This window comes from Oscillatoria nigro-viridis PCC 7112 (genome assembly GCF_000317475.1).
Lineage (GTDB): Bacteria > Cyanobacteriota > Cyanobacteriia > Cyanobacteriales > Microcoleaceae > Microcoleus > Microcoleus nigroviridis.
This window is the reverse complement of record NC_019729.1, coordinates 2,805,697-2,830,912: the sequence shown is the minus strand read 5'-3', so window position 1 is coordinate 2,830,912 and position 25,216 is coordinate 2,805,697. Positions and strand designations below refer to the sequence as shown.

At 45.9% G+C, this 25,216-nt stretch carries 23 protein-coding genes; 9 read left to right on the top strand and 14 right to left on the bottom strand.

Translation table 11 applies throughout. The annotated features are described in order from the left end of the window. Positions 1 to 361: 361 nt before the first annotated feature. On the bottom strand, positions 362 to 1,207 hold the full coding sequence (locus OSC7112_RS12040; RefSeq protein WP_015176152.1) for an IS5 family transposase: 846 nt from the start codon (positions 1,205 to 1,207) through the stop codon (positions 362 to 364). A gap of 115 nt (positions 1,208 to 1,322) precedes the next feature. After that, positions 1,323 to 2,818, bottom strand: a protein-coding gene (locus tag OSC7112_RS12035; protein ID WP_150111533.1) for an IS5 family transposase whose coding sequence is annotated in 2 segments (ribosomal slippage) — positions 1,323 to 2,131 and positions 2,131 to 2,818 — 1,497 coding nt in all. Because the reading frame shifts where the segments join, the coding sequence is not laid out codon by codon here. Positions 2,819 to 2,909: 91 nt separating this feature from the next. Here OSC7112_RS12035 and OSC7112_RS12030 point away from each other — a divergent pair. After that, positions 2,910 to 3,638, top strand: a complete 729-nt coding sequence (locus OSC7112_RS12030) for a hypothetical protein (RefSeq protein ID WP_190274383.1) — start codon at positions 2,910 to 2,912, stop codon at positions 3,636 to 3,638. Between the two features lie 639 nt (positions 3,639 to 4,277). On the opposite strand, the gene OSC7112_RS12025 is transcribed toward OSC7112_RS12030, so the two are convergent. From OSC7112_RS12025 to OSC7112_RS39645, 4 genes are all read right to left on the bottom strand, one after another. After that, positions 4,278 to 4,832 (bottom strand): NYN domain-containing protein, encoded by a 555-nt coding sequence (locus OSC7112_RS12025; protein WP_015176151.1) that lies wholly within the window; start codon positions 4,830 to 4,832, stop codon positions 4,278 to 4,280. Positions 4,833 to 5,012: 180 nt separating this feature from the next. After that, complete coding sequence (gene murI / locus OSC7112_RS12020; RefSeq protein ID WP_015176150.1) at positions 5,013 to 5,873, bottom strand: glutamate racemase; 861 nt, start codon at positions 5,871 to 5,873, stop codon at positions 5,013 to 5,015. A gap of 163 nt (positions 5,874 to 6,036) precedes the next feature. Then, positions 6,037 to 7,827, bottom strand: a complete 1,791-nt coding sequence (locus tag OSC7112_RS12015; protein WP_015176149.1) for an N-acetylmuramoyl-L-alanine amidase — start codon at positions 7,825 to 7,827, stop codon at positions 6,037 to 6,039. Positions 7,828 to 8,543: 716 nt separating this feature from the next. Then, positions 8,544 to 8,771, bottom strand: coding sequence for a hypothetical protein (locus OSC7112_RS39645; RefSeq protein ID WP_051041509.1), 228 nt, complete (start codon positions 8,769 to 8,771; stop codon positions 8,544 to 8,546). 100 nt (positions 8,772 to 8,871) lie between these two features. Between OSC7112_RS39645 and OSC7112_RS41745 the strand changes: the two genes are divergently transcribed. Beyond that, on the top strand, positions 8,872 to 8,997 hold the full coding sequence (locus OSC7112_RS41745; RefSeq protein WP_263053604.1) for a hypothetical protein: 126 nt from the start codon (positions 8,872 to 8,874) through the stop codon (positions 8,995 to 8,997). A 253-nt stretch (positions 8,998 to 9,250) separates the two neighbouring features. Here the strand turns inward: OSC7112_RS41745 and OSC7112_RS12005 are convergent, their stop codons facing one another. Beyond that, positions 9,251 to 10,273, bottom strand: coding sequence for an alpha/beta fold hydrolase (locus tag OSC7112_RS12005; RefSeq protein WP_015176148.1), 1,023 nt, complete (start codon positions 10,271 to 10,273; stop codon positions 9,251 to 9,253). A 417-nt stretch (positions 10,274 to 10,690) separates the two neighbouring features. Here OSC7112_RS12005 and infC point away from each other — a divergent pair, with 417 nt between their 5' ends. From infC to OSC7112_RS11990, 3 genes are all read left to right on the top strand, one after another. Then, positions 10,691 to 11,227 carry a translation initiation factor IF-3 gene (infC, locus tag OSC7112_RS12000; RefSeq protein ID WP_006635262.1) on the top strand — a complete coding sequence of 179 codons (537 nt, stop codon included), beginning with the start codon at positions 10,691 to 10,693 and terminating at the stop codon, positions 11,225 to 11,227. 107 nt (positions 11,228 to 11,334) lie between these two features. Next, on the top strand, positions 11,335 to 14,379 hold the full coding sequence (locus OSC7112_RS11995; protein WP_015176147.1) for a HEAT repeat domain-containing protein: 3,045 nt from the start codon (positions 11,335 to 11,337) through the stop codon (positions 14,377 to 14,379). A 136-nt stretch (positions 14,380 to 14,515) separates the two neighbouring features. Further along, a complete protein-coding gene (locus tag OSC7112_RS11990) occupies positions 14,516 to 14,992 on the top strand; it encodes a Crp/Fnr family transcriptional regulator (protein ID WP_015176146.1) in 477 nt (158 codons plus the stop codon). 189 nt (positions 14,993 to 15,181) lie between these two features. Here OSC7112_RS11990 and OSC7112_RS11985 read toward each other — a convergent pair whose 3' ends face one another. Next, positions 15,182 to 15,544: an ISAs1 family transposase gene (locus OSC7112_RS11985; protein ID WP_397319563.1), complete on the bottom strand. Its 363-nt coding sequence runs from the start codon at positions 15,542 to 15,544 to the stop codon at positions 15,182 to 15,184. Positions 15,545 to 15,806: 262 nt separating this feature from the next. Next, positions 15,807 to 16,220, bottom strand: coding sequence for a hypothetical protein (locus tag OSC7112_RS11980; RefSeq protein WP_015176145.1), 414 nt, complete (start codon positions 16,218 to 16,220; stop codon positions 15,807 to 15,809). A gap of 165 nt (positions 16,221 to 16,385) precedes the next feature. Here OSC7112_RS11980 and OSC7112_RS11975 point away from each other — a divergent pair, with 165 nt between their 5' ends. Then, the gene (locus OSC7112_RS11975) at positions 16,386 to 16,592 is read left to right on the top strand and encodes a hypothetical protein (protein ID WP_015176144.1); all 207 of its coding nucleotides are present in this window, start codon (positions 16,386 to 16,388) and stop codon (positions 16,590 to 16,592) included. Between the two features lie 243 nt (positions 16,593 to 16,835). After that, positions 16,836 to 17,258 (top strand): DUF6335 family protein, encoded by a 423-nt coding sequence (locus OSC7112_RS11970; protein WP_015176143.1) that lies wholly within the window; start codon positions 16,836 to 16,838, stop codon positions 17,256 to 17,258. A 93-nt stretch (positions 17,259 to 17,351) separates the two neighbouring features. Here OSC7112_RS11970 and OSC7112_RS11965 read toward each other — a convergent pair whose 3' ends face one another. The 3 genes from OSC7112_RS11965 to OSC7112_RS11955 form a co-directional block, all read right to left on the bottom strand. After that, a complete protein-coding gene (locus OSC7112_RS11965) occupies positions 17,352 to 18,032 on the bottom strand; it encodes a response regulator transcription factor (protein WP_015176142.1) in 681 nt (226 codons plus the stop codon). Further along, entirely contained in the window at positions 18,029 to 19,483 is a 1,455-nt protein-coding gene (locus OSC7112_RS11960; RefSeq protein ID WP_015176141.1) for a sensor histidine kinase, read from the bottom strand. Before OSC7112_RS11960 ends, OSC7112_RS11965 begins: the two co-directional genes overlap by 4 nt. Before the next feature lie 158 nt (positions 19,484 to 19,641). After that, the gene (locus tag OSC7112_RS11955; RefSeq protein WP_015176140.1) at positions 19,642 to 20,253 is read right to left on the bottom strand and encodes a cysteine dioxygenase family protein; all 612 of its coding nucleotides are present in this window, start codon (positions 20,251 to 20,253) and stop codon (positions 19,642 to 19,644) included. Between the two features lie 285 nt (positions 20,254 to 20,538). On the opposite strand from OSC7112_RS11955, the gene OSC7112_RS37000 reads away from it, so the two are divergent. Continuing rightward, entirely contained in the window at positions 20,539 to 21,369 is an 831-nt protein-coding gene (locus OSC7112_RS37000) for a YHS domain-containing (seleno)protein (protein ID WP_015176139.1), read from the top strand. Between the two features lie 353 nt (positions 21,370 to 21,722). Beyond that, positions 21,723 to 22,424 (top strand): DUF4079 domain-containing protein, encoded by a 702-nt coding sequence (locus OSC7112_RS11945; protein ID WP_015176138.1) that lies wholly within the window; start codon positions 21,723 to 21,725, stop codon positions 22,422 to 22,424. Positions 22,425 to 22,582: 158 nt separating this feature from the next. Here OSC7112_RS11945 and OSC7112_RS11940 read toward each other — a convergent pair whose 3' ends face one another. Then, positions 22,583 to 23,461, bottom strand: a complete 879-nt coding sequence (locus OSC7112_RS11940; protein ID WP_015176137.1) for a carbohydrate ABC transporter permease — start codon at positions 23,459 to 23,461, stop codon at positions 22,583 to 22,585. 184 nt (positions 23,462 to 23,645) lie between these two features. Beyond that, positions 23,646 to 25,109, bottom strand: a complete 1,464-nt coding sequence (locus OSC7112_RS11935; RefSeq protein ID WP_015176136.1) for a CIA30 family protein — start codon at positions 25,107 to 25,109, stop codon at positions 23,646 to 23,648. Between the last annotated feature and the right edge of the window lie 107 nt (positions 25,110 to 25,216).

Sequence of the window (25,216 nt, the reverse complement as noted above, 5' to 3'; positions counted from 1 at the left end):
TCAAAATCTCGTTTCTGACGCACCTTACGATGAATAAACTTATAGGCAAAAAACTATATATTTAGTATTTGTATGGTGCCTAAGCCAAATACTTGAAGCCATTAAAATCTCTCGTTCATGACGCACCTGACCCTAAATAAACGGCTGCGGAAAAAACTCGATTCACGAAAGAAGATTCCGGTGAGTAGTAAGAATGGGTTGACATATATGAGCGATCGGGAGCATCTCAGTTTTGGTTTTATAGTGCGAGCCTCCCCGCTCGCTTCGTTCTGCAACCTTCGCTGTGCGGGGACGCTCCGACGAATAAAAAAAATGCTTTTTGCAAAACTGAGATGCTCTCAATAGACCTCCTGCGAAAGTATCAAGCGATTGCCTGTTGTGATGATAAATACAGCTCATAATTGTAAATTCCTGCAATTAAATTAATCCTTAACCCAAATCTCCGTCTTCGATTTCTATATCTCGACGAGAGAAGCCTGAATATCTTTAATCTTCTATGAAGATGCTCAACAACAATTCTTTCTTTTGCTAAGATCTTATTGAATTGCTTTTGCTCTTTACTTAAAGGCTTTTTCTTAGTCTTTTTGATGGGAGTTCGGCTGTGAGGATGAATCTTGTCAATCCCCTGATATCCCTTATCTGCTAATAGTTCTGTCTTTTTTCCGAGGTCTATCTGACTTTCTTTCCAGATTCTAAAATCGTGTACCTTCCCTTGACTGACTGCGATACAGATAATTTCTTTCGTTTTTTGATTTACCAATACTTGTGATTTCACTGTATGGCACTTTTGCTTGCCACTGTAATATCTCTTCTGTTTTTTTTTTGGTCTTTCTACCTCATGTTCTGCAACATCCACCGCTAGTAATTCTGTCTCTGAATCTATCTCTTTTGCTTTTTTCTTACCGCCCACATTAAATAATCCTGACTTAATTAATATATTTTCAACCTTTCTGATATTTCTGAGCACATTTGTTTCATCCAATCCCCAGCTTACTCCTATATGAAAATGAGTGCGATACTCCCGCCAGTACTCTAAGGTCATTAACACTTGATCCTCAATGCTTAATTTACTAGGTCTGCCGCTCTTTTTTGCTAAAACTTTTTCCGCCGCCACTACTTTTACCATTTGCTCAAATGTTGCTGGAGTGACACCACATAAACGTTTGAACTCTGTAGGCTCTAGATTCTTAACTTGTTTGTAACTCATTTTAGATTAGTTGAATTTCTATCTATTTTACAACTCTCTCAGACTTTCGCAGGAGGTCTAATTAGGGCTTGCTGAATAAGTCCAAAAAACTCAAAAAAGTTCCATCGCGCTATTGCTAGCCTACGCTCAACTTAAGTTTTTCTTTTAGTTGTAATACCAGGATATAACTTTTGATAATCGTTGCCTTCTTTCCAGTTGTTATTAATAAAAATTGACACACAAAAAGCCACAATAACCGCAATAACCCAGCCACAAGGTTCATAACTAAAAAAGCAATTGCAATCGTTGTTTGGGATGTATTATCGAGTTTAGCCATCACTCGATCGAGATTAAATCTTCTTTTTGCTTGACCAAATTTTCCTTCTATAGCTTGACGAGCTTTCTCATCTTCTTGAGCTTGCTTTTTTGTTGCTTTACTCACATGGGCTGGTCGTCTTCCCAAGGGCGGACCACTCATCCTAATTCCTCTTTCTTTACACCATGCTCTATTCGATAGAGTGCGATAAATTTGGTCAACGTGAACTGATTCTGGGTAATGTCCTGTGAATTCTTTAAATGCTTCTACTTGGGCTATTAAGTCTCCTGATTCATTGAAGTTATCCCAACTAATTCGATCTAAAAATATATACCCGTCACAACTGCTCGCTGAGATTTTGGCTCCAAACTCTGTGGCTTTTCCTGCTTTTCCTCTAACTATGGGACGAACATGGGGTTGGGTTAAACTTACTATTCTATCGTCAATTCTATTTGTTTTGTGTTGGTACATCCAGGATTGTTGGCGGTAAACTTCCTGACAGACTAGCAGCAGTTTATATTGTCGCTTACTCAAGTTCTCCAAAAGAGAGCCTAACTCGATTAATTTCTCAATATGAGCTAGGTTTCTTTTGATATATTGCAGTTGCTTTTTAATGGCTGTTCTTTTTTGCTCTGCGTCGGTCGGCGCTGCTTGGCAATCGCTAGGTAATCTTTACGAGCTTTTTTGCGGTAGGTTCTGGGTTTTTTCAGGCATTGGTCTTTGATTGACTCGTAGAGGATATCTACGATTTTTTCGGTTTGCATTCTTGTTCGATTGAGAATTCCTATGTCAGTTGGATAGGTGATATCTGCGCTAGCACAACTTGCATCTAATAATAATTTTCCCTGATTTTCACTCTCATTTAGTTCTGCTGGTTTTTTTTTGCTTGATTCAGGTTGAGGTGTCGGGGATTCTCGGAGATTCTTCACCATCTTTTGGTTCACTTTATTGACGAGATTGACGCTGATTCTTTGTCGAAAATGAACCAATAGGGAGGCATCAAATGGAATCTCATTGCTATAGAATGAGAGACCGATAAAGTATTGTAGATAAGGGTTTTCTCGAATTTGTTCTACAGTTTCGCGATCGCTAGTTCCCAATTTCTCTTTGATGATTAATGCCCCCAATGCTATCCTAAATGATTTAGCGGGTGCCCCTATAGATGAGGCAAAATTTTCAGCATATTCTGCTTCAAATTCTGACCACGGTATCAATTGGGCCATCATTACCCAACGGTTGTCTGAGGCTAATTTTCCTCCATGAGGAAATTCAAAGCTTTCTGGTGGGGTGCCGTCTGGGTCAACTTTTCGGTACACAACTGTTAACGGTGGTGCAAGGGTTCTGTACTATTTTACCTGTATTTGTTGCACTCACCACCCACGCTCGGGCGATCGCAGCCCTCATGTGGTGAACCTTTCAGCACTTATTCAGCAAGCCCTAATTAATATTGAAAAGCAAGTTGATGTTATTAAAGTAGGGTTATTGCAAGTTAGACGACATATTATTGAAGTTTCTGGTATAGAGTTTGAGCAGGATGAGGAAGAGGAAGAGTATGAGAAGCTGAGTGATGAGGAAATCGAATATTTGCTAGATATTTTAAAAGATCCAGATATTCATGAAGAAGATGCTGAACTGGTTTTAATTCTACTCCGAGATCATGGAAGTGATGTTCTAGAGCGAATGAGAAGTTTTCTAGAACGTTTCCCAAGCCTTAGCAAAACTGTTTATACTTACTGCCGATATTTAAATGATAAAACAGAGCTATCTAACCTGGTTCAAGAATTTCTTACTACCTCTAGAAATACCACAGAAAATCAATTATTTTGGCTGGCTAAAATGACAGAAGATTATCTTATGAACTCTCATAATTATGGTGACATAATTGACTTGTTATATAATCATCCTCACGCCACAAGCTTGACACAAGCAAAAGTACTTGAGATCCCAGACCATCGGTTTGGATTACCTGAACTCAGGTCTGAACATCTTCGTGTTGGAAAGTCAGATTGGTTATCTTGGTCAGCAGCAGTAGGCTGTCGTAAACAGACTAAAATCAGTAGGAATCATATTTTGGGGTATTTCTCCAATGCTAGCCCAATGAACAAGCTGATATATGATTGCATTTCTGCACTCTAAATAATCCTGTATAACAATTCTCGTGCAACAGACTCACGAACGTCGCTGGTTATGAGTTCCAGGTTATTAGTAGCCGCTGAATCGGAATGTTATTTCGCCAGCGCAACAAACACAAAAAGTCTGAAGCTGGAAAATTCCAACTTCAGACTTTTACTAACTCCCCGGGTAGGATTTGAACCTACGACCAATCGGTTACACTTATCCCAACGTTTCCGAAGGGGGCGGACTATTTCATCATCCCTACAAATCATTTGTGCGATCTGTCGTCGGATGTCGGGCGCTGTGAGATTTATTGGTTAGGCTCCTCATCTCTAGTCTCTGCACCTTTCCGGCTACTTGCGATCGCAACCGCTGCCTTTCGCCAGACTTGGCTCAAGATTGTCGCCACCCGAAGTGCTGCGGTTTCCTTGAATTCACCCGATTTTTCAGTACCCGTTACCGGATAGAGCTGCTATGTCACTAGGGCTTTTGGTTGATGCCAAAGGCTTGCATTCATTACAGCCGACCGCTCTGCCACTGAGCTACCGAGGATTGGGGGTTTTTGTTACCCACAATTACTAACAATATCTGAACTTACTCGATTTGGCAAGGCCTTTGATAAACTTTTTTTTTTGTCAGACAGCGAGCGGGTTTCAGCAGCTAATGCAGCCCCATTCTCAACTTGGCGAGGCGCTGCTGAGATTCCGGATCGAGGGAACTGGCGAGAAAGCGACTGGAATTTTGTTTGCGGGATTTGTGCCGGCGCTCGCTGCGGCGGGCGGTGGATTCTACGTCAGCCGCTAGTTGTTCGGCGGACATCCATTCGGCACCGTAGCCAACTACGGTCAATTGCTGCGCTCGGTCTGAGGTGGCGACAATCATGCGGCCTTTGCCTTTGACCGATCGCAACTCGTAGCGCAAACTAGCACAAGATTTTTCAATATAAGTATCTGCTGTCTGACCGAAGTCAGTGTAGTGCACCGATAAATTTTTAGTAATAATTTCTTTAACGCCGGGAGTATCTCGATAGTGCGCGTCAAACACCAGTCGAGCCTCAAAATCTTGAACGGCGCTGTAGTTAACTAAAACCTCAATCAACTCGCGGCGAGCTGTTTCGAGTTCGTCGCGATCGCGCTTCTCTCGGAGTCGAGGCCAAAGTCCAATTATGTTATAGCCGTCTACAAGTAAAACTGCTTGTGATACATAGAGTGACATGGTTCAAGGCTGAAGATCTCCAGCACGTATAGGACATTATTTGCATTGTTCATCAAAGCTTTTGTTCAATAATATTACCTATTGATGTGTAATTGCTAGGTTACATAGCAATAATTAAACCCCCCAGAGCCAGCTTTACCTGAGTTTTGGGGGGTTCGATTAACCTATAAATTTTCCGGCTTATTCGGCAGATTCGAGCGATACGGGCGATGGCTTACGCCCCGCTTCGCTACGTACAACTGTCGGCAGGGATATTTTCTCAACAGCAGGAGTACAACCGAGCCACTGCACCGACAACTGGGCAAACTGCTGCGGGGGGCCGCTCACGCAAAAACGAGTCGGTAGCGCAGTACCAGCATTCCGCAGCCCCAAAAGCTCCAATTCTCTGGCAGCAGCAGCCACCACCCGTACCGCAGGATCGATCGAAGTCACCCCAGCAGGCAAAAGCGATCGAAGCACAGGAGCCAACAGGGGATAATGAGTGCAGCCGTAAATCAGCGTATCGATGCGCTGCTGAATCAAAGGAGCCAAATATTCCCGAGCCACCTCACAAGTATAAGGGTCGTGAATCCGGTTTTGCTCCACCAGCGGCACAAAAGCCGGACAGCTAACCTGCCACACCAGGCAAGAATCGTCCATCTCCAAAATCGCATTTCGATAAGCATTGCTAGCAGCCGTAGCAGGAGTTGCGATGACCCCGATCCGCTTGCCTTGCTGCACCGCAGCCTGCGCCCCCGGCAGAATTACTCCCAGCACCGGGATATCAAATTCAGCCTGCACCATCTCCATCGCCAAAGCAGAACTGGTGTTGCAGGCCATAATCACCATTTTCACATCCTGTTCCACCAACCAAGCCATAATTTCGCGGACAAACTCCACAATTTCTGACGGCGTGCGAGTGCCGTAAGGCAGCCTCGCCGTATCTCCAAAATAAAGTATCGATTCGTTGGGCAATTGTCGGTACAACTGGGTCAAAACAGTCAAACCGCCCACGCCGCTGTCAAAAATACCGATTCTTTGTTGTCCAGGGTCTGTTGTCATTTGTTAATAGTTAGTTATCTGTTGGCAGTTGGCAGTTGGCAGTTGGCAGTTGGCAGTTGGCAGTTGGCAGTTGTCATTTGTCATTTGTTAATCGTTTGCTGTGGCTAATAACAGATAACCAATAACATTAATCAACAGTCAACAGTCAACTGCCCACTGCCCATTATCTTTGTTGAAGATAAAGTAAAATGCCGCGAGCGATCGAAGCCGCCATTTGACTGCGGTAAGCTGGGTCAGAAAGCTTAGCAGCATCTTCAGCACCCGTGACAAAACCCACCTCCACCAAAACAGAAGGCATAGAAGTCTTCCTCAAAACGTAAAATCTCGCCTGCCGCACTCGGCGGTCAGTCGCCCCCGTCCCCTGCAAAATACTGCCGTGAATCACCCTGGCCAAATCTTCCCCGTTATTGAAATAATAAGTCTCAATCCCACTGATATCCGGCCGACTCATATTAATCGCATTAGCGTGAATGCTGACAAACAAAGTAGCATTCACCCGTTCCGCCAAAGAAACTCTGGGTTCCAGGTCGATTTCGCTGTCATCAGTCCGAGTCATCACCGCCTGCACCCCCTGCTGTTCCAGCAGCCTCGCCACCTGAAAAGAGATATCCAAAACAATCTCCTTCTCCTGAATGCCTTGAATCCCGACTGCCCCCGGATCGCGGCCACCGTGGCCAGGATCGATCGCTACTACGGCGCGGCGGTTAGAAGCTTGGGGCAAATCCTCGGTTCCGAAAGTCCTTCTCGGCAAAGGCTGCACATTGGGAGTGCGAGTCAAAGGCTGCTGCGCGCTAGCATTCGATCGTAACTGCAAAGACAGCAACTGCGGGTTCGGTCTCGTCACCCTGCCTACCTCTACCCCCGACCGCGGCTGCACCCAAATCACCACAGTCTCCGCATCTTCTTGGCTGGCAGTAAACGATACAGGACTGTTGGCATCGAGCTGAGGAATTTCGCCTGTCAGGACACTAGAGGCGATCCTGATCCAGTAAGCTCTCGACCCCTGATCCCACCCGCTGGTGTAGGAGACTTGGCGGTCAGTTCTGACCACGAGTTGCGTGCCGTTACTGGCTAAATCAATGGACTGAACTCTCGCTAAATTTCCTTGAGCTTGTCTGGCCGGAGGAGCTACAGTCAGGCTGCGGGCAACCGAGGGCTGTCTTACACTTCCAGGCAATAGCACAACCCCGCCCAAATTGCTCACAGACGCCCGCCACTGAGTATTAGAATTCTTCATCCGCAAAGTCACGCGGGTAACGGGCGGGTCTGTTGGCAGTTGCCGGACTTCAATCTTGTCAACCCCGTGCTTGCCGTTCGTTTGAGGCTGTTGGCTGCTTAGGCCCGGAGCTAAGCTAGCTCCTTCAATATCGAGGGTGGCGATGTCCCCGGCCCGACTTTGTTCAAAATTAATTTGGGGGCGACCGCCCGCAGTGCGGACTAAAAAACCGTCCGCCGTCACCTGAACGTTCTGAACTACAGTCGCCTCGGCCGACTGGGCTTGGGATGCTGAAGGTTCAATCGATAACCTTTCTCCCCCTGGCTCTGAAATCGGATTTTGAGTTTCTCCCCGCACCGGCGTTGGCAAATCCACTGTCCACTCGCTCGGAGAAATACCCCGGAATTTTACTTGCTGAGGGTCTATAGTAAACCCGTCTTTGATCTCGACCACAATTCTGGTGGTATCGTCGTCAAACTGCCCTACCCGCACCGATTCGATCGCCCCTGAGAGCGGTTTGCTGACCGAGGGACGACCCAGACTCGTCCCCGGCAAGTCGATTACCAACCGCATCGGGTTGAAAATCAGTTGAGCCTTGGGTTGTACTCCCCCCTCTGTTGTAATGTAAAGCCGGTTCTCTGAAGCATCAAACCGCCAAGATTGCAGTCTAGCTGCTTCGGCGGCTCCGGCGAGCAAAAATACACTTAAGAAACTCGGTAGTAGCCAGTGGAATTTCACGACAGTTTTTTCCTCGTTTGCGTTACTGCCAAAAGCTGGAAGGGCGCTGCTTGCCCGATCGGCTTTCAGCAGTTAGCCGCCAGCAGACCGGGGGCACCGGGGCCGTCAGTTGTTGGCTAAATTGACTTTTTTATGCGTTAACAGGCTCCACAATGCCAGATCCCGGCATTTTTGAACTTTCCCGTATACTTGGGGGCGATCGGTTATAAGCTGACTGAAAGATTGTTGGCACAAGGTAAGGTATTTATTTTTAGGAGCAAGAAACAAGGTGTTTCTTGAAGCTAGAAGGTACAAGTTAGAATCTAGAATTTTACCGTTTTTCAAGAGAGGGGTTTCATAGATCTTTAATATTCGCGAAGCTTGTTACGGCAACGGTTATAATCCGCTTTACATTTGCGTTTTGTTCTAACTTTTCCTAAACTACCTCGAACACTTAACAACTTACCTCGGGAACAATCCGGAGTTCCAAGATTTAGGTAACTTTTCAAGGCTACCAAATGTTAGTCCCAGACCAACTGACATATTCTTTGAGAAAAGCTTTTTTGCTACTTTTTTCCTAACAGATTGACAGTTGAATACAACTACATATCGCCCCTGCTCTCTTTTTTTCGGGATTTTTTAGTCAGGGATTTTCAGTGCTGCTTGAAACTTAGTAGGGCGATCGCGAGCGCGCCCGCCAATTTGACACTATGATAGTTAGTCCATGTTTTCAGCAGTCACCCGAGAGTTTTGTGTGTTACTTGGGCCGGCAATGCTTTGTCCTTGAGACTCTTTTTGAGTGGACTATAGAGACCCAGAGCATTGGTTGGTTGACCTGAGAAAAAGTTTTGACCGTAGATATAGTTATCGCAGTTGTAAAGTTTGTTGGACAGCAAAGACAATCGATCGGCTTCTGGGTAAAACCTGTGATTTGGTTTAATGACTTGCCTTTCGACTAACTGCATAACTTGGATGTGTACTACCAGTTAGAGAAGATACACTATCTTGGTGATTGTGTCAATCTCTGACATTCTAAAAAAAGGGGCAATCAATAACAGTAGATACATGACATCACAGAAAGACGAAGACTTACTTTCGAGCAGGAGTCGTCCACAGCCAACAAGTGCTTTAGGTTGGTTCAAGCCTCTAGATAGCGGCTGGGGAGTCAATCTCGAACCTCAAATCGACTGACTCTCAAGATAGGGAAGTTTTGTAAGATCGCAACCGCCCTGACGGTGAGGACGTTCTTAATTTTTGAAACCTAAGCGCTCGATTGCGCCTTCTTGCAGGACTTCTTTTTACCCGCTCCGCTTCGCCCCTATAGCCTTCAACATCTGCTATACCATACCACCGATGCGATCGAGTTCTAGCAAATTTATTTTTGAGCGGGATCGATACCTGCAAGTTATTTTTTTCCATTAGCAACGCACCGCCCTGTGTCTAATCAACAGCGCTGCAATTTGCTCTTGCCCGCAGGTACAAAATTCTGCTTCATCCAGTTCAAAATTGCTTGATTTACTTGTTCGGGACATTCATCCTGGGGACAGTGGCCGGCATTATCTAATTCAACTAGCTCTACACAATTGGGATTGCATTCGACAAATTGGTGGGGTCGGGCGAACCGAGGGGGAACCATCCGGTCTTGTTTGCCCCAAATTAACAGCATCGGGATTGTTAAATTTCGCATTACTGTCTTGACACTGGGGCCAAACTGTGAACTTCCTACAGCTTTAAATAAAGCGCAGAAGGCGCGGGCCGCTCCCCGATCGCCCGCAGGCCCTGCTAGAATTTCCACTAATTCGTCGGTAACAGCTTCGGGGTTGGAGTAGGCAAAGGAAACCCAGCGACGGACAAAGGAAGGCTTGCGGGCCAAATAAAACAAAGGCCTGAGTACGATCGGAGAAACAAACAAACTTTCAACCGCTTCGATCGCCGGAAGCAGCCATCCGGGCACCGCCTCGGCTCGCACAGAGGGGTCTGGGAGGCCGATCATCACCGTGCCGGCCACCATGTCCGGGTGAGCAGCGGCTACGGCCAGACAAATTAGCGAGCCGATCGAGTTTCCTGCCAAGACGACCGGCTCTCGGATAAAAGTCACCCAAAAATCATAAACTTGATCGACCCACAAAGACACAGAGTAATTGACCGGAGCTTTTTGGGAAGCGCCAAAACCCAACAAATCCAAGGCGTAAACGGTTTGGTTTTCGGCGAGTTGGGCGAGATTTTGTCGCCAGTGACCGATCGAAGCTCCAAACCCGTGCAGTAAAATAATCGGCGTTCCCGATGCGCGCGCGGCCATTGGTTCGGGCGCAGAATCTTGAAATTCCAGCGCGTCTTGATTTCGTACCCCATCGGGCCGCAAATAAGTGTAGCGAGTTTGCCAACCCCGCCACATCCAGTCTCGTTGAGTTCCCACCCGTTGGTGCCACAGCAGAGAATTTGTCAATTTTGCCTCAGCTCGCAACATAAATTTACACTTGCTTATACCTATTCTACAAGGCAAATCAGGCGACTTGGGGGACTTGCCAGACCGGGCGAGATGGGCTGTGGAAAGCGGTTTTACCTCATCCTTAAGCTTTTACCCTGAATTTTTGACGGTTTTGTCATCAATCGGGCAAGGGGGCGGGCGATCGTGTGTGAAGTTAAAATAAAACTAGGCAGAAACTCAGCCAGACTGAGTAGAATAGCAAGTATTGTAAGAATTCATTTACGATCGTCCAAATATTCCCCAAGGCTTTAGCGGAGGGGAGACAGGGCCCGGTAGTACGTCCGGTAAGGGTAACACCTTATAAAACAGTTCGATCGTCAATCGTGAAATATTGACAGATCGAACCTGTAACTATCAAGAACCTTCGCTATTAAACTACTGCTTGTAAAACCATTCATGCCTGTGATTGAAAGAAGACAAAATCGCAACCTACCCCAGATCAACGAAAATATTCGATACCCCAAAATCCGGGTAATCGATACCGACGGCGCGCAACTAGGGATATTGACGCCTGCAGAAGCGCTGCGCCTCGCAGAAGAAAAAGAACTCGATCTCGTACTTGTCAGCGACAAAGCTGACCCGCCCGTATGCCGGGTAATGGACTATGGGAAGTACAAATTCGAGCAGGAAAAGAAAGCGCGAGAAGCAAAGCGGAAGCAGCACACTGCCGATGTTAAAGAAGTGAAGATGCGCTACAAAATTGAAGAACACGACTACCAAGTGCGTCTTAAACTAGCAGACCGCTTTATCAAATCAGGGGACAAAGTAAAAGCCACGATCATGTTCAGAGGTCGGGAAATCCAACACAGCAACCTAGCAGAGGACTTGCTTAAGCGCATGGCCACAGATTTGCAGGAAATCGCAGAAGTGCAGCAAGCCCCCAAAAAAGAAGGACGCAGTATGATGATGCTGCTGTCGCCGAAAAAAGTATAAATAGATAGTCATTAGTGAGCAGTCATCAGTCATAAACTGGTGACTGATAGCTGATGACTTCCGAAGTTAGTCAGGAATAAGCTACCACACAGGGAAATCAACGCTGCATGGAAAATTTTCAAATCAGCGGTTCGGCGGGAGTAAGACAAGGGGTGCTGCGATCGCTCAACCTGCGATCGGAAGAAGTAGAGCGAACCGTACTGATGTTCCTCGTCTACACTCTAACCTCCGTCGGGCTGATCTGGCTGGAACTCAGCACAGTAGGTCTTTTTCTAGATGAATTTGGTGCAGACAAAATGCCCTGGATTTACATAGCCAGCGCGTTTATCGGTTCTAGCTTGGGATTTGTCTACTCGTGGCTGCAAAAAATCCTGCCGCTAAGGCGCACCGTAGTGGTTGTTCTGGGAATGATGTCGATACCGCTATTTTTGTTTCGATTCGGCATCGGCTACGAAAATATTAAGATAGCTGGCATCAGCATCGCTTTTATTACTATTTTTTTGATGTGGCTGTGGGTAGAAGCTTGCTATGTCCTCAACGACCTTAATACTTCTATCACTTCCAACCAACTGTTTAATATTAGAGAAATCAAGCGCACCTATCCGCTAGTCAGTAGCGGCTATCTAGTAGCTGGAGTAGTCAGCGGATTTTCTCTGCCTGTTTTGCTGTACGTAGTCGGACTCAAAAACGTTACCCTCATATCGGGGTTGATGGTGGCGACAGGCTCGGTGTTGCTCTACTACCTCACGGAAAAATACAGCCAAGCATTCCCGGAAACGGCTCACTGGACGGATGACGACGAAGACGACGACCAAGAAGAATTTACCGCCCGCAAAGTTACAGGCCCGCTGCAAAAATACGCCGTACCTCTAGTCAGTTTCTTCATCCTCGCAGAAGTCGTCTACGTGCTGGTAGATTTCCAATTCTACAGCCAGCTAGAATACCAAAACCCGGGGGACGGAGCTAGCTGGATCGCTAGCTTCCTGGGCATTTATGAAGGGATACAAGGCCTGTTTCAAGTGGCGACTCAGTGGTTCGCTTCGAGCCGGTTGGTGGAAAGAATCGGTGTATTCGTGACGGCGATGATTTTGCCGGCGGGCATCGCTATACTCGGGGTGCTGACGGTAGGAGCATCTCTGGGCCAGCTAGTATCTGTGTTTATCGGGCTGATACTGCTGAGATTTTTAGACGAACTTCTGCACTACACGCTTTTGGAAACCGTTAGCCCGGTTTTATTTCAACCGATTCCCGACAATATTCGATCGGGAATTCAAACTTTGGTCAACGGTGTGGGGGAACCTTTGTCCTGCGGAGCAACAGGAGTAGGCATCCTGATTATGCTGTGGGTGACAGGCAAGATACTCCCCCAGCAAGACGAAAATGTATTTCACGACCAGCAAAGCTTGATATTTATTGGCGCGATCGTCATATTGGCACTGTTGTGGGTGTTTGTCGTATGGCTGATCCGCTCTCAATACGTGGGTTTGTTGGTTAAAAGTGCGGAGCGGGGGCGCTTGGGCGTCACAGACGTTGACCTCAAAGCTCTCAAGCGCGCAGTGGTGGAAACTCTACAAAAGCCGGGGGGCGAAGATGAAAAGCGCTCTTGCATAGAACTCCTGACGCAAATTGACCCCAAAAATGTCGGAGAAGTTTTGGCTCCCCTCCTCGATTCGCTGTCCCCGGGTTTGCAGCGCCAGAGCTTGGAAACGATGCTGCAACACCCGAACCCCGCATATTTAGAAGCTGTCCGCGCACTCTCTCAGCAATCCTTGCCGCCGGAGGTTCTGGCCTTGGCTTTGCGCTACATCTGGCTGACGGAAGCTGAACCGAATATTGAGAGCTTGCGGCCTTACTTGCAGCCGACGGTCGATCCGGTGGTGCGGGGTACGGCGGCTGCTTTAATTATGAGAAGGGGCGATCGCCAGCAAAAGGCAGAGGCTACTAATACGCTGCGGCAAATGCTGACACACAAGCAAGAGCGGGAACGTGTTATGGGGACGCGGGCTCTGGGAGAAGCTGATTATTTGCAAGGACTGCGGCTGCATATCCCCAATCTGTTGCAAGATGAATCTCTGCGAGTGCGCTGCGCTCTGTTAGACGTGATTTCGTCTACTCATTCGGAAGAATATTATCCTTCGCTGCTGCGCGGACTTGGTTACAAATCGACTAGGGAAGCGGCTTTGCAGGCTATAGTCAAACTTCACAACGACGCCATTCCCTTGCTCGTGTATTTGGCGGAGGACATCCACAAGCCGGATTTGGTCAGGTTGCAAGCTTGGACGGCTCTGGGTCAAATTGGGACAAATGAGGCGATCGACATTTTGGTGAGCAATTTGATGACGGCTTGGGGAACCACGAGGCGCAATATCCTCCGCATCCTGTTGAAAATGCCTTCGGAAGCGGGGATAGAAGGGGTTCTAGACCGCATCGGCCGTACCGGCTTGGAAACTCTTATCGAGCAAGAGTTAATGTTTATCGGTCAAATTTATGCAGGTCTGGTAGATTTGTCTGGGGTAACAAGCTACGGCAATTTCTCGGATCGGGAAGCCAACAGCGCCCGGGAACCGGGGAACGATACGGCTCAATTGTTGCAGCGGGCTCTGGCGGGGTTGGAAGCTGATGCTAGGGAGCGGTGTTTTTTGCTGATGAAGTTTCTTTATCCGCTGGACACGGTACAAGCCGCTGCTTTCAACATCGCTTCTGGCCAACCTTCTTTGGTTGCTAGGGGATTGGAAATTCTGGATAATACTGTGGATATAGCTAGGAAGCGATCGCTCATCAATTTGTTAGATCAGCACTCGGAAAGAGAAAAATTGAGCAATCTCTCCGAATTGATGGTTTACAAACCTCTAGCCCCTAGCGATCGTTTGCGCCGCTTGCTAGAATTGCGCCACTTCCTTTCGGATTGGGCTTTGGCATGCTGCTTTCACTTGGCGAGGGAAGCGCGCTGGAGTCTTACGGCTCAACAAACTCTCGTCTGTCTGCAGCACCCGACGGGTTTTGTCCGCGAAGCAGTGTTAGCCTATTTGAAAATAGCCTCGCCGCGGGCTTTGGTCGAATTGTTGCCCAGGCTGCAAAATGACCCCGATAATTTGGTATCCGCTCAAGTTGAAGAGATGATGGCAGAGTTGGGTGCTGGGGGAAAAAGGTAAAGAAGGAAGAAGGAAGAAGGAAGAGGGAAGAGGGAACAAAAAGAAACTATGCCCAATGCCCAATGCCCAATGCCCAATGCCCAATGCCCAATTCCTCTCCCTTTGTTTAAGTTTAAATTAATCATTGCATCTCATTATGTTAACAAGCGTCGAACGCCTATTGTTTGTGAGGGAGGTTCCGATTTTTAAGGAACTGCGGGATGATTTTCTCGTGCGTCTAGCATCGGTAATGGATGAACTTTCGTTTCCTTCCAAGCACAGGATTTTTACGGAAGGACAAGAAGGGCGGTCTCTTTATATTTTGGTATCGGGAACGGTGCGCGTGCATATAGGCGATCGGGATTTGGCACAGTTGAAAGCGGGGGCTTGTTTCGGGGAAATGTCGCTGTTTGATGCAGAACCTCGATCGGCTTCTATTTCTACTCTCGAACAATCCGAGTGTTTGATGCTGACTCAAATGCAGCTATACGATGCGATTGATGAAACGCCGGGAATTGCAGTGAATATTATTCGCTTGCTGTCGCGCCGGATTCGGGAGTTGAATCAAAAGTTGAATGCTAAAGAGGCAATTATGCCTCCTACAGAGACTGTGAGAGTTCCTGAAATGCGATGAAATTGGGAAATAGAGAATTGTGTTTTTAGTCGATCGGTAATTCTGCACAATTTATCTTCTGTAAGGTGCCAATAGCGCACAACTTTTCTGGCTAGTGTGCGCTATTGGCACCTTACGAATAGCGACTACAAACAGGCACAATTTCTCTGGTACAGTACACCCTGCCAGCCCAGGGTAAGAGCATCTCAATCAGTCTTGACACAAGGATTTGAGAAGAAGCATCATGTACTCATCATTCATCGCAGCCCGTTTCCTTTTCTGTCGCCAGCTACGCTTGAGAGTGGTTTCTTGATTGATAGCATTAAGGGACATCCGTCCGATCGCAGCCAAGTTCCGAGGGCTATTCAATGACCGAATGCGACATCTATCTTCATTAAAAGTGACATCTAAAATCCAATGTTCTTGATTTTCAATACTCCAACGTTGGCGAATAGCGCGACTATTAAACTGGACCCCCACGGGTAAGGATCTGAGGTAAAACTGTTTTCGCGATAGGACTAACGAAGTAGTACGGCTGGGGGAGAATTTCTGTTTGGAACAAGTTCGATATATATGGCTACGGTTATCCCTGGTTATCCATCCAAATAATTTTTATAAAATCTTAAATTACACGGGTACAAACGAGTGAGGCTAAAAGCTGAGATTCGCGCGCTGCGTTCGTGTTTCAGAATTTTTAACTTCCCCCCACGGGAGGAAGTTCAGCTTAATGATACTATCTTCACAAAAAAATGTAACTGTAGACAAGCCCCAAACCCGAATCTTCATCAGTCGTAGCCAATCTAAAATCTCAAGTCTCAAATCTAAAATGGCATGACTATCGCCAATAAGGCCGGCCCTTCCAAAAAACTCCCACGGTAACTCCGATTAGTGCAGCTTCCGATAAACTTGCTAATAAAGCAGGTATAGGTAGGAATGACTTTAACACCAAACCCAAGAGCACGCACAAAACTAAAACCCACAAACTAATTCGGTTGAGCAAAAATTGTTGTTGCCAATACTCTAAAAAGTACACTGCTAAAGCTCCCATTCCCACTGCCGCAGCGAAAGGTATCAATATCCCGAGGGAGGAGCCGTAAAGAAGCGTCACTCCGTTGCGGATTGGCCGCGATTGCGTGAAACCCCAGGCTAAAAATAGCTCCAGTCCAATCACGATTGAGTTGACGAGGGCGGCAATTTGCAGCATTTCTCGCCAAGGTAAAAGTTTTAAGCGCCGCAGAAAATTACTCACGATCGGCAGATTAGGTAGGTTGCTTTGATTTTATAACAGTTTTGCTCTGGCGATCGACCTTTGATGACAATTTGTGAAGTAAAATAAAGATATAGAGCAGTCTCTTGACAAATTCACCAAGAGTACGTGCCTATTAGTTGTTGGAACCGTGAAAGGAAAAAAGTTATGGTGGAGAACACTGTCGATTGTGCTGTAGCTTGCGTCAATGGCTGCGTTCTGGGCGACAAGTGCCCGAAGCGGGAATACGCAGAAGCAACGTCCAACTTTATTGAAAATACTTCTCTGGATAAAATGCTAGAAATAGCAGAGGAAGCGGTGAGAAGAAAACGGATGCAACCCCCCAAATGGGTAATTCCTGATTTTCCCGAATAGAATTAGCCTCCCCATTAAAAAGCGATCGCCCTTTTCAAACGGGCGATCGCTTTTTGTATTCCCAATGAAATAGCCGATCGAAATCCATATATTTCCTGGGATAGAAGCTAAAAGTTTAAATAGCAATTATTATACTACTTAATTATAGCCATCTGCCATTACTAAAAACAATTCAGCTACAGCCAAATTCGGACATTTTTTATTTAATTTAATTGAGTTCAAAAACAAACAGGAGCAAGTATCGTGGCACAGCAAAAAAAAGGCAACGCAAAAACAACAACAGAACGCGATAATTTGGACGAATTGCCTCAAGAGATTACCGAATCTTACGGTACCGGCGTCATCGATCAACGGGGATTGAGCCAAGACGACATAACAACCCTGCAGGACAGCAGTTCGGAATACTCTGCCACCAGTTCCCAAATCGGCGGCGAGGATGGCGATCCGGCTGCGGAACAAGAAAGTGCCACTGGCGAGCAATCGGTGGGCGGAACTGCGCCTACTCCCGACATGGATATGGTTGACGAACTCGGAGCCGCTGCGGGCATAGAGATGGCTGATGGCGCTATTTTGCACACAACAAATATGCTTGAACGTCGAGATGAAAGTCGGTGGGAATTAGAGCCTAGTTCGGCGGAAGATTATCAGGAACGATCGGATTTATAGGTCTATTTTTTACAAAAAAAGAGGTAGTATAATAGGAGCTGGTTCAACAGTATCCATACTTAATCTGCCAAGTATTTGTAAATCGGCCCCTCCTCACTTTTGCTCTCGCAACACGTATCCAACTCCCCGAACCGTATGCAGCAGGCGTTTTGAGTTACTTGCTTCTAACTTAATTCGTAATGCACGAATATACACTTCAATAATGTTTGACTCTCCCATAAAATCGTAACCCCAAACTTTTTCAAAAATTCGCTCGCGGGTAATGACTTGACGGGAATTTTGCAGCATAAATTCTAACAAATCAAACTCTTTTGCAGTGAGTTCAATTAGTTGACTGCCTCGATAAACTTCACGGGTTAAACCGTTCAATATTAGGTCTTCAAATTGTAAATTATCCGGGTCATTGGCTTGAGTGCGGCGCAGACGGGCTTTGACTCTCGCGAGGAGTTCTTCCATACTGAAAGGCTTAGTAACATAATCATCGGCTCCAGCATTTAATCCCGTCACGCGATCGGGTACTTCATCTTTTGCTGTCAACATAATTATTGGTACTTGAATACCAGTCGATCGCAACCTTAAACAGATGTCTAATCCAGAGATGCCGGGAAGCATCCAATCTAAAATTAATAAATCCGGTTGAGCATCACGAGCGATCGTTAATCCATCCAATCCATTTGGGGCGACAGTAACGTGATATCCTTCAAGACTAAGTTCCGATTCGATGAACTTTGCCAGTTTAGGGTCATCTTCAACAAGGAGAATGCGATCGCTCATAGCTGCGGATTCCAGACAGGTAAGGTGATAGTAAAAATACTACCTTCTCCCGGTTTAGATCGGAGCGTAATACGTCCTTCCATGCCTTCGATGAGGCTTTTGGCGATCGCCAATCCCAGCCCTGTACCGTCTCTAGAGCGCGTCATTGACTCATCCACCCGGTAAAATCGCTCAAAAATCCGGTTTTGATGGGGGAGAGAAATACCAATTCCGCGATCGCCCACATGAATCATCACCTGCTGTTCCCTCTTTTCCAATACTAACTCAACTGGTTGTTCGGGAGCCGAATACTTGATGGCATTATCGACTAAGTTAATTAACACTTGTTGTAAGCGATCCTGATCCGCACAGGCTACAACATCTTCATCAGTTGACACCAAAATAATTTTCCGATTGCTAACTTTTTGACTCATCTGGGCCACCTCAGCCACCAGAGTATTCAATATCACCGGATTCAAACGAAAGTGCAAGTTGCCACTATCTGCCCGTGCCAAATCGAGCAAATCTTCTAACATCCGAATCGTGCGTTCAGTTTCCCCAACGGCTGTTTCCAGTGCTTGTTGCTGATAGTCACTTAAGTTAGTGCTGCGTCGCAGCAAACTTTGCAAATAACCAACTACAACCGTCAGAGGAGTGCGTAATTCGTGGGAAACATTACCGACAAATTGGCGTTGCTGCTCCCAAGAACCAGATAAGCGAAACAACATCTCATTAAAGGTTTGCGCTAGTCCTAAAATCTCATCAGGAGCCTGATGCAGTTGGAGTTTGGCCGCCTGCAAATTATCAGCAGACAAAGTGCTAGCTACCTGACTCATATGTTCCAAAGGATGGAGAGCATGACGAATGCGACTGGCGATCGCCAACATTAACACTAAGATTACCACAATACTGACAACAATTAGACTGCGAATCCCATCATTTAATTGACGTTGCTCATCAGTGATATCTTGAGAAAAATATACCGTACCCAGTAATTCATTTTTAATCCTCAGAGTTCTGCTACAGATCACCAAGTAGCGATCGCCCACCTGAACAAAAGTCGGCTCAGCAGGTACTTCCGTCAACGAGATCATCTTCGTAATCTTAGAAGATTGCAGATCCATATCAGGTGAATTCACCAAAAGCATCCCATCATTTCGCTTCACCCACACCATGATTCCTCCTGTGGAAGCTTTATGCACACTTCGGGTTAAGCCAATTTCTAGTGAACCCATTTCACTATAAAGCTCAACCTGTTCGGGAAAGCGTATTCCAATATATTCCAGGGTTTGTTTGTGGGCACCGACTAGATTTTGCGACCTTTGCCAGCCGGCCCAAAATGCCACACTGCTCAGTGCTAAAATCGAGAGAACCAGCAATTCCAGCGTCAGGCGAAACTGAAGCGAAGAGGTGGAAATTCGCTTGCCCGTGAGATGGTTGATAGCGGATCTAACTTGGCAAATTAGCTTCATTATATCGTCAGGTTGTGAGGAGAATTAAGCATTAAAATGCGTCAACTATTAACTAGATAAAATTAGTATTGCGTCGAACCGACGAAAGTTGGTGCAGCCGCGATCGTCGCCCGCTATATTTGAGATTTGTTGATATTTCCTGTCATCAGGCTGCTATCTTAAAAGTTTTCCGCAGTGCCTTTAATCTGGTTAAACTCAAATCGTCGATCGTAATCTGTTACACCATAAAGATTAAAACTAATGGTTGGTTTATCTCCCAGTGCTTCCACATGATGAATCGCATCTGGCATTAAGCACAAAACGTCACCAGGAGCAAGCAAAATATCTCCCACTGTGGTAATTTTATCGGGAAACTTGCGAGTTGGCGATCGCTGCCAAAAAGTATTTTTCTCCTCTCCATCAAGTAGGGCCACCAATCCCCAACTGGCATGATTGTGAATCGGAGAAACTGCACCCGGAGCCCAAGCCACCAACTGCACCGTCAGAGGAAAAAATGGTTCATCATACAGTGTTTGTACTGCCCACCCTGTCTCAGAGTCAGGCTCAAGTAGAGCAATTTGAAACCAGGAGGAACTATCTAACAACCTGCGGACAAGGGGACAAATTGCCTGGAGTCGTAAATAATCATCACTAATTTGCTCTAATACATCTTCCAAGTCAGTTAAAAAACGGTAAAGTCGGTAGGGATGAGTCAAATCTTCAATTTGACTTGTAGCCTCAAAAATATTGCACTGTCCATCGTTAGTCACTAACCAGTCTTTTCCTGTCATAATTTCTCAACTCGCGGTTAAATTACTGCACTACTAAAAGATAATCAGGGTTAATCTCCACTCTATAAGACATTCCTGGCAACTAGATGATGCGTTCCTAATTCCCAGATGAATTTTTGCTGAAGAAAGGGACGTATAAAGTATTCAGAGTTTTATCTCCCATCCATCTCTTCCTCATCTAGCACTCATCTTATTGAGTGTTAATGTAAACAACCTCAAGTCTTGAGGACCACAAAAAGCCAGAATAATTGCCAGAGATCAAGAAGTCTCAAGCAAATATCTGGCATGGAACTATTAACAATTTATCTGGGAATTAGACACATGAAAGTAAAATACATTACCACGATCGCCATTGCCACCATTCTCGGTTTGGCAACAGCTAATGTTAGCTACGCCAAATTCAAGGCTGCCACAAGCTTAAACTCTACAACCGTTTCATTCAAGATTGCAGAATCCAATCCTTGCGCGGGTAAAGCCAATCCTTGTGCTGGTAAAGCCAATCCTTGCGCGGGTAAAGCCAATCCTTGCGCGGGTAAAGCCAATCCTTGTGCTGGTAAAGCCAATCCTTGTGCTGGTAAAGCCAATCCTTGTGCTGGTAAAGCCAATCCTTGCGCTGGTAAAGCCAATCCTTGTGCTGGTAAAGCCAATCCTTGCGCTGGTAAAGCCAATCCTTGTGCTGGTAAAACCAATCCTTGCGCTGGTAGAAGCAGCACAACAACCCTTCATCCTCAGTTCTACACCGAAAAAGGTGTGGCTCTTGATGGTCAGGATGTCGTAGCCTATTTTACCCAAAGCAAATTAGTTATGGGAGTTAGCCAATTTAAACATAATTGGGGTGGAACAACTTGGATGTTTGCTAGTGCAGCAAACCGTGATATGTTTGCTAAAAATCCTGAAAAGTATGCTCCTCAATACGGTGGATATTGTGCCCAGGGAACCAGTGAAGGGAATCTTGTTGTCACCCAGCCAGACGCCTGGAAAATCGTTAATGGGAAGCTTTATCTCAACTACGACAAAAAAGTACAAGCACAGTGGATGGCGGATATCCCCGGCCACATTGCTTCAGCAAACAAAAATTGGCCCGCTATTCTGAACAACAAAGAACTGTTCCGCTAAGCTGAAAGTGATGCAGCCAATTAATCCTTAACCGCCACGGAGGTTACATCCAGCATTTTTAATCTCTATGGGTACAAAAAGGTAATTGTAATTGCGTAATTGCGTAATTGCGTAATTTAAGAAGCTGTACCTCACACAATTGACAACTGCTACATTTTTTTATTGAGCAACATATTCCGTGGCTTACCTTCATAAAGCGTGTTTGTAGTCAGGACTTCAGTTTTCTCTATGCCTGTGAACAATTACTATTAGTCCAGACTACAAACTTACTGTGGTTAGAGCACCGGATATGATATTATGTATCGCAAAAACCGGGTTCATGAAGCCAACCCTCCTCAACAAAAAGGTGCTGTATGGAATTTAAAGATTTTCTGGGTTTGCTGCATCCTATTTTAGCTGTAGCGATTGTTTTTCCTATGCTTGGTGTTGTTCTCAATATGGCGTGGCAAACTATGCAGCGTCGGAAGCAAATTGCGATCGACACCAAGAGCAAAATTCCACCTGTAGTCGGTCCAGAACACGTCAAAGCAGGTCGAATTCTGTCAGGTTCTGTGGTAGGAGTGACGTTGTTGGGTCTAGCCTACCCGATTTTTGAGCATATTTTGAGCAAGGATGTTTGGAGCAAAAACTCGTTTCAGGTCATTTTCATTGTGCTGATGTTTGTTGCAACTATCGGCTCTTTGGTCATGCTATATCGAGCTACACCCGCTTTATGGCGCGGCATATTTGCGACCCTAACAGGTACTGGTTTGGTGATTCTTGGCACTCAAGATGGCGTTTATCGGCGAACCAATGAATGGTATTGGTCTCACTACTACATTGGCATCACCGCTGCGCTAATTATGGTTTTTTCCCTTGCCATCGTTCAAGACATTTACAAAGACCGCTCAAACCGCTGGCGCACTACCCATGTGATATTGAACTCGATCGCTGTGCTGCTGTTTCTCGGACAGGGAATGACCGGAACCAGGGATTTATTAGAAATTCCTCTGAACTGGCAAAAACCTTATATTTATACCTGTGATTTCACTAATAAGACCTGCCCCAAACCGTGAGCGATCGCATTAATTTGAGATTCAAGTCTCAACTGAGTAGAAATTAGACGAATAAACCCGGTTTCTGAATGTAATGAAGTCCTGGTATCAACAGGAGTGAGAACGAGAAACCGAGTTTATGAAGCCCCGATTGCGTCAGTCCTAATCAGTAATACATCTTAATCATTGCGAGCCAAGCCCTGAAGGCTAACTTGCAAAATCGACAAACCCAAAATTAGCAAAAACAAAACCAGCCCGATCGTACAAGCATAGCCAATTTCCAAATCATTAAAAGCCCGTTCGTAAAGATAATAAACAACAGTCTTAGAACTATTGCGAGGCCCGCCCTGAGTCATAATATAAACTTCTTCAAAAACCTTAGTAGCAGAAATCGCCGAAATAACCGCTACCAAAACTAGATACGGCTTCATCAGCGGCACAGTAATATCCCAGTGCTTTCCCAAACCATCAGAACCATCAATAGCAGCCGCCTCATAAAGTTCTGCCGGAATAGCTTGCAGCCCAGCCAAATAAATCACCATGTAATAGCCCAATCCTTTCCAGATAGTAACCGCCATGACGCTAAAGATTGCTAACTTCGGATTAGCCAGCCAAGAAACAGGAGGTAAACCCAACAATTCCCCCAACTGATTTAGCAGTCCAGTCTCAGCAAACAGCCACTTCCAAGCAATCCCGGCGACAACCATTGAAATCACCGCTGGCGTGTAGTATGCGGCTCGAAACCAGTTCATCCCCTTAAGTTTTTGGTTGCACAAAATCGCCATTCCCAAGGGTAGAACAACCAATACAGGCACAACGCAGGTGAGATACAGCAGCGTATTCGTCAAAGTTTGCCAAAATACTCGATCGCCCCACAACCTGTAAAAATTCTTCAACCCCACCCACTGCGGCATTTGAGTTAAATCATATTCGTAGTTGGTAAAACTCAAATAAAAAGCTTGCACCGCAGGCCACAAAACAGTCAAACTCAAAATAAATAAAGCCGGCAGCAAAAACAAATAAGGCGTCAAGTATCGTCGGGAAAAAGTCACAGACATAAATTAGTTATTAGTGATTAGTTATTGGTTTTTAGTTATTAGTTATTGGTTATTACTCGTTCCCAGGTCAAGCCTGGGAACCAGTTATCTCGCTTGTCTGCGGAGGCAGACTTCGTTTGACAAGACGAGGTTTAAACCGCCGACTAATAAGGGGAAGAAACTAATCAGCCCCTACAAACAATTGTTATTTAACTCCCGAAAACAAAGCCTGCCAGTCTTCGGGAGAACTGGCATTTTCCCCCTCTTTCACCTCAAAAGTAACGTTGCAAGCTTGAGGCTGTTCCAAGGCTTGCACGCACAATTCTGCAATATCTTCCCGACTGACTTTGCCCCTAATATTGTCTCCTTGCTCAAATATTAAAGCTTTGCCTCCCGGTTCTTCAGTCAAAGCGCAGGGTCTGACAACAGTATAAGGTATGCCGCTCGATCGCACGCAATCTTCCCCTTTCAACTTCCAAGTCAAAATTCCCCCCAACATATCATTCATCCTGACAGCAGGCGGTTCTTCTTCCAAGTTAATTCCCGGGCGGCCCGGGCGGGTAACTCCTGCCGAACTCACCATCACAACTCGCGGCAAAGTCTGTCCCCCATCAGCTTTAATAGATTCTAACTCCAGTTGAAAAATACCCGGTGTAAATTTCGGGTTGAGCGCGCCATCATATTCAAACTTGCTCAACATTAACTGAAAAGAAAAAATACTGCTGGCATCAAATTTCGAGCCATCTTTGACAGTTTTGGCGCGGAATACTGGAATTAACTCATCAAAGGGAACGGTGACAGTAATCCAGATATTATAAACAGTATCAAACGAATAGCAATAGCCAATTCCATCCCATTTAGCTTCGCTGCGAACAATCAATTTGTAGCGCTTGCCGTCGCCCTTAACGCGCAGTTGGAGGCCGCTAAATCCTGCGAGATTGAGCGGAGGATCGAAGTTGCGGGTACGCACCGAAGCAAAGCCGCCCGAGTTGGCAGTAGAAACATTGCCTGTGAATATAGCCCTATTGTCTGTAAGTACGATCGAACTTTCGCTGGTGCCGCCCATCACTATGTCGTCGAGAGCTCCCCAAGTTTCTTTTAAATCTTGGCTGGGTTTTGTGAAGTCAAAAATTGTTTTTTCGCCTGCTTGAAGTAGCTGGCGGCGAACAGCTTGCACTAAATTATTGATGCCTTTGTATTCGACTATTTCGGGAACATCCACAACTTCAGGCATATAAAATTTGATGCCTTGATAGTATTTTTCCCGATTTGGGGTGTCTCCTTCTACTGGTTGAACTTTAGTACCGGTACAGCAGATAACCGCTTCTACGCCCTCGGTTACTAGCGGTGTTAGGGTTTCTGCGAGAGTGATATCTCCCTCAACTAACTCGACATTTTTGCCGAGAATTTCTGTTGCTCTTTTAGCATCTCTGACGAGGCAGCGTACTCTGTATCCCCGCTGTTGCAGCCGCTTCACAACTCGCTTCCCGACGCCGCCGGTGGCACCGGCTACCAGTATCAGTTTGGGTTGGTCTTTTTTAGTTTTGCTGCTGCTTCCAAAGAGTTGTTGCAGCCAGCTAATGCTGCCAATGAAGGGAATGACGCCGAAATAAGCCAAGGTTTTGAGAAACCGGCCGGCATCCCATTGGGCGGTTTTTTTTTCAGTCATACTAGCTTCCTCTGAATTGGCTCAAATCTACTTAGCTGCTTTTGTATTTTAATCGAATTTTCGATTTTTGAATTGGGGCGATTTCCTAGCCTTTGGGATAGATTCGC

Coding starts and splice junctions, on each gene's coding strand:
- OSC7112_RS12040 (WP_015176152.1), bottom strand. CDS start 1,207: ATGAGTTACAAACAAGTTAAGAATCTAGAGCCTACAGAGTTCAAACGT.
- OSC7112_RS12025 (WP_015176151.1), bottom strand. CDS start 4,832: ATGTCACTCTATGTATCACAAGCAGTTTTACTTGTAGACGGCTATAAC.
- murI (WP_015176150.1), bottom strand. CDS start 5,873: ATGACAACAGACCCTGGACAACAAAGAATCGGTATTTTTGACAGCGGC.
- OSC7112_RS39645 (WP_051041509.1), bottom strand. CDS start 8,771: ATGCAGTTAGTCGAAAGGCAAGTCATTAAACCAAATCACAGGTTTTAC.
- OSC7112_RS41745 (WP_263053604.1), top strand. CDS start 8,872: ATGACATCACAGAAAGACGAAGACTTACTTTCGAGCAGGAGTCGTCCA.
- OSC7112_RS12005 (WP_015176148.1), bottom strand. CDS start 10,273: ATGTTGCGAGCTGAGGCAAAATTGACAAATTCTCTGCTGTGGCACCAA.
- infC (WP_006635262.1), top strand. CDS start 10,691: ATGCCTGTGATTGAAAGAAGACAAAATCGCAACCTACCCCAGATCAAC.
- OSC7112_RS11995 (WP_015176147.1), top strand. CDS start 11,335: ATGGAAAATTTTCAAATCAGCGGTTCGGCGGGAGTAAGACAAGGGGTG.
- OSC7112_RS11990 (WP_015176146.1), top strand. CDS start 14,516: ATGTTAACAAGCGTCGAACGCCTATTGTTTGTGAGGGAGGTTCCGATT.
- OSC7112_RS11975 (WP_015176144.1), top strand. CDS start 16,386: ATGGTGGAGAACACTGTCGATTGTGCTGTAGCTTGCGTCAATGGCTGC.
- OSC7112_RS11965 (WP_015176142.1), bottom strand. CDS start 18,032: ATGAGCGATCGCATTCTCCTTGTTGAAGATGACCCTAAACTGGCAAAG.
- OSC7112_RS11960 (WP_015176141.1), bottom strand. CDS start 19,483: ATGAAGCTAATTTGCCAAGTTAGATCCGCTATCAACCATCTCACGGGC.
- OSC7112_RS11955 (WP_015176140.1), bottom strand. CDS start 20,253: ATGACAGGAAAAGACTGGTTAGTGACTAACGATGGACAGTGCAATATT.
- OSC7112_RS37000 (WP_015176139.1), top strand. CDS start 20,539: ATGGAACTATTAACAATTTATCTGGGAATTAGACACATGAAAGTAAAA.
- OSC7112_RS11945 (WP_015176138.1), top strand. CDS start 21,723: ATGGAATTTAAAGATTTTCTGGGTTTGCTGCATCCTATTTTAGCTGTA.
- OSC7112_RS11940 (WP_015176137.1), bottom strand. CDS start 23,461: ATGTCTGTGACTTTTTCCCGACGATACTTGACGCCTTATTTGTTTTTG.
- OSC7112_RS11935 (WP_015176136.1), bottom strand. CDS start 25,109: ATGACTGAAAAAAAAACCGCCCAATGGGATGCCGGCCGGTTTCTCAAA.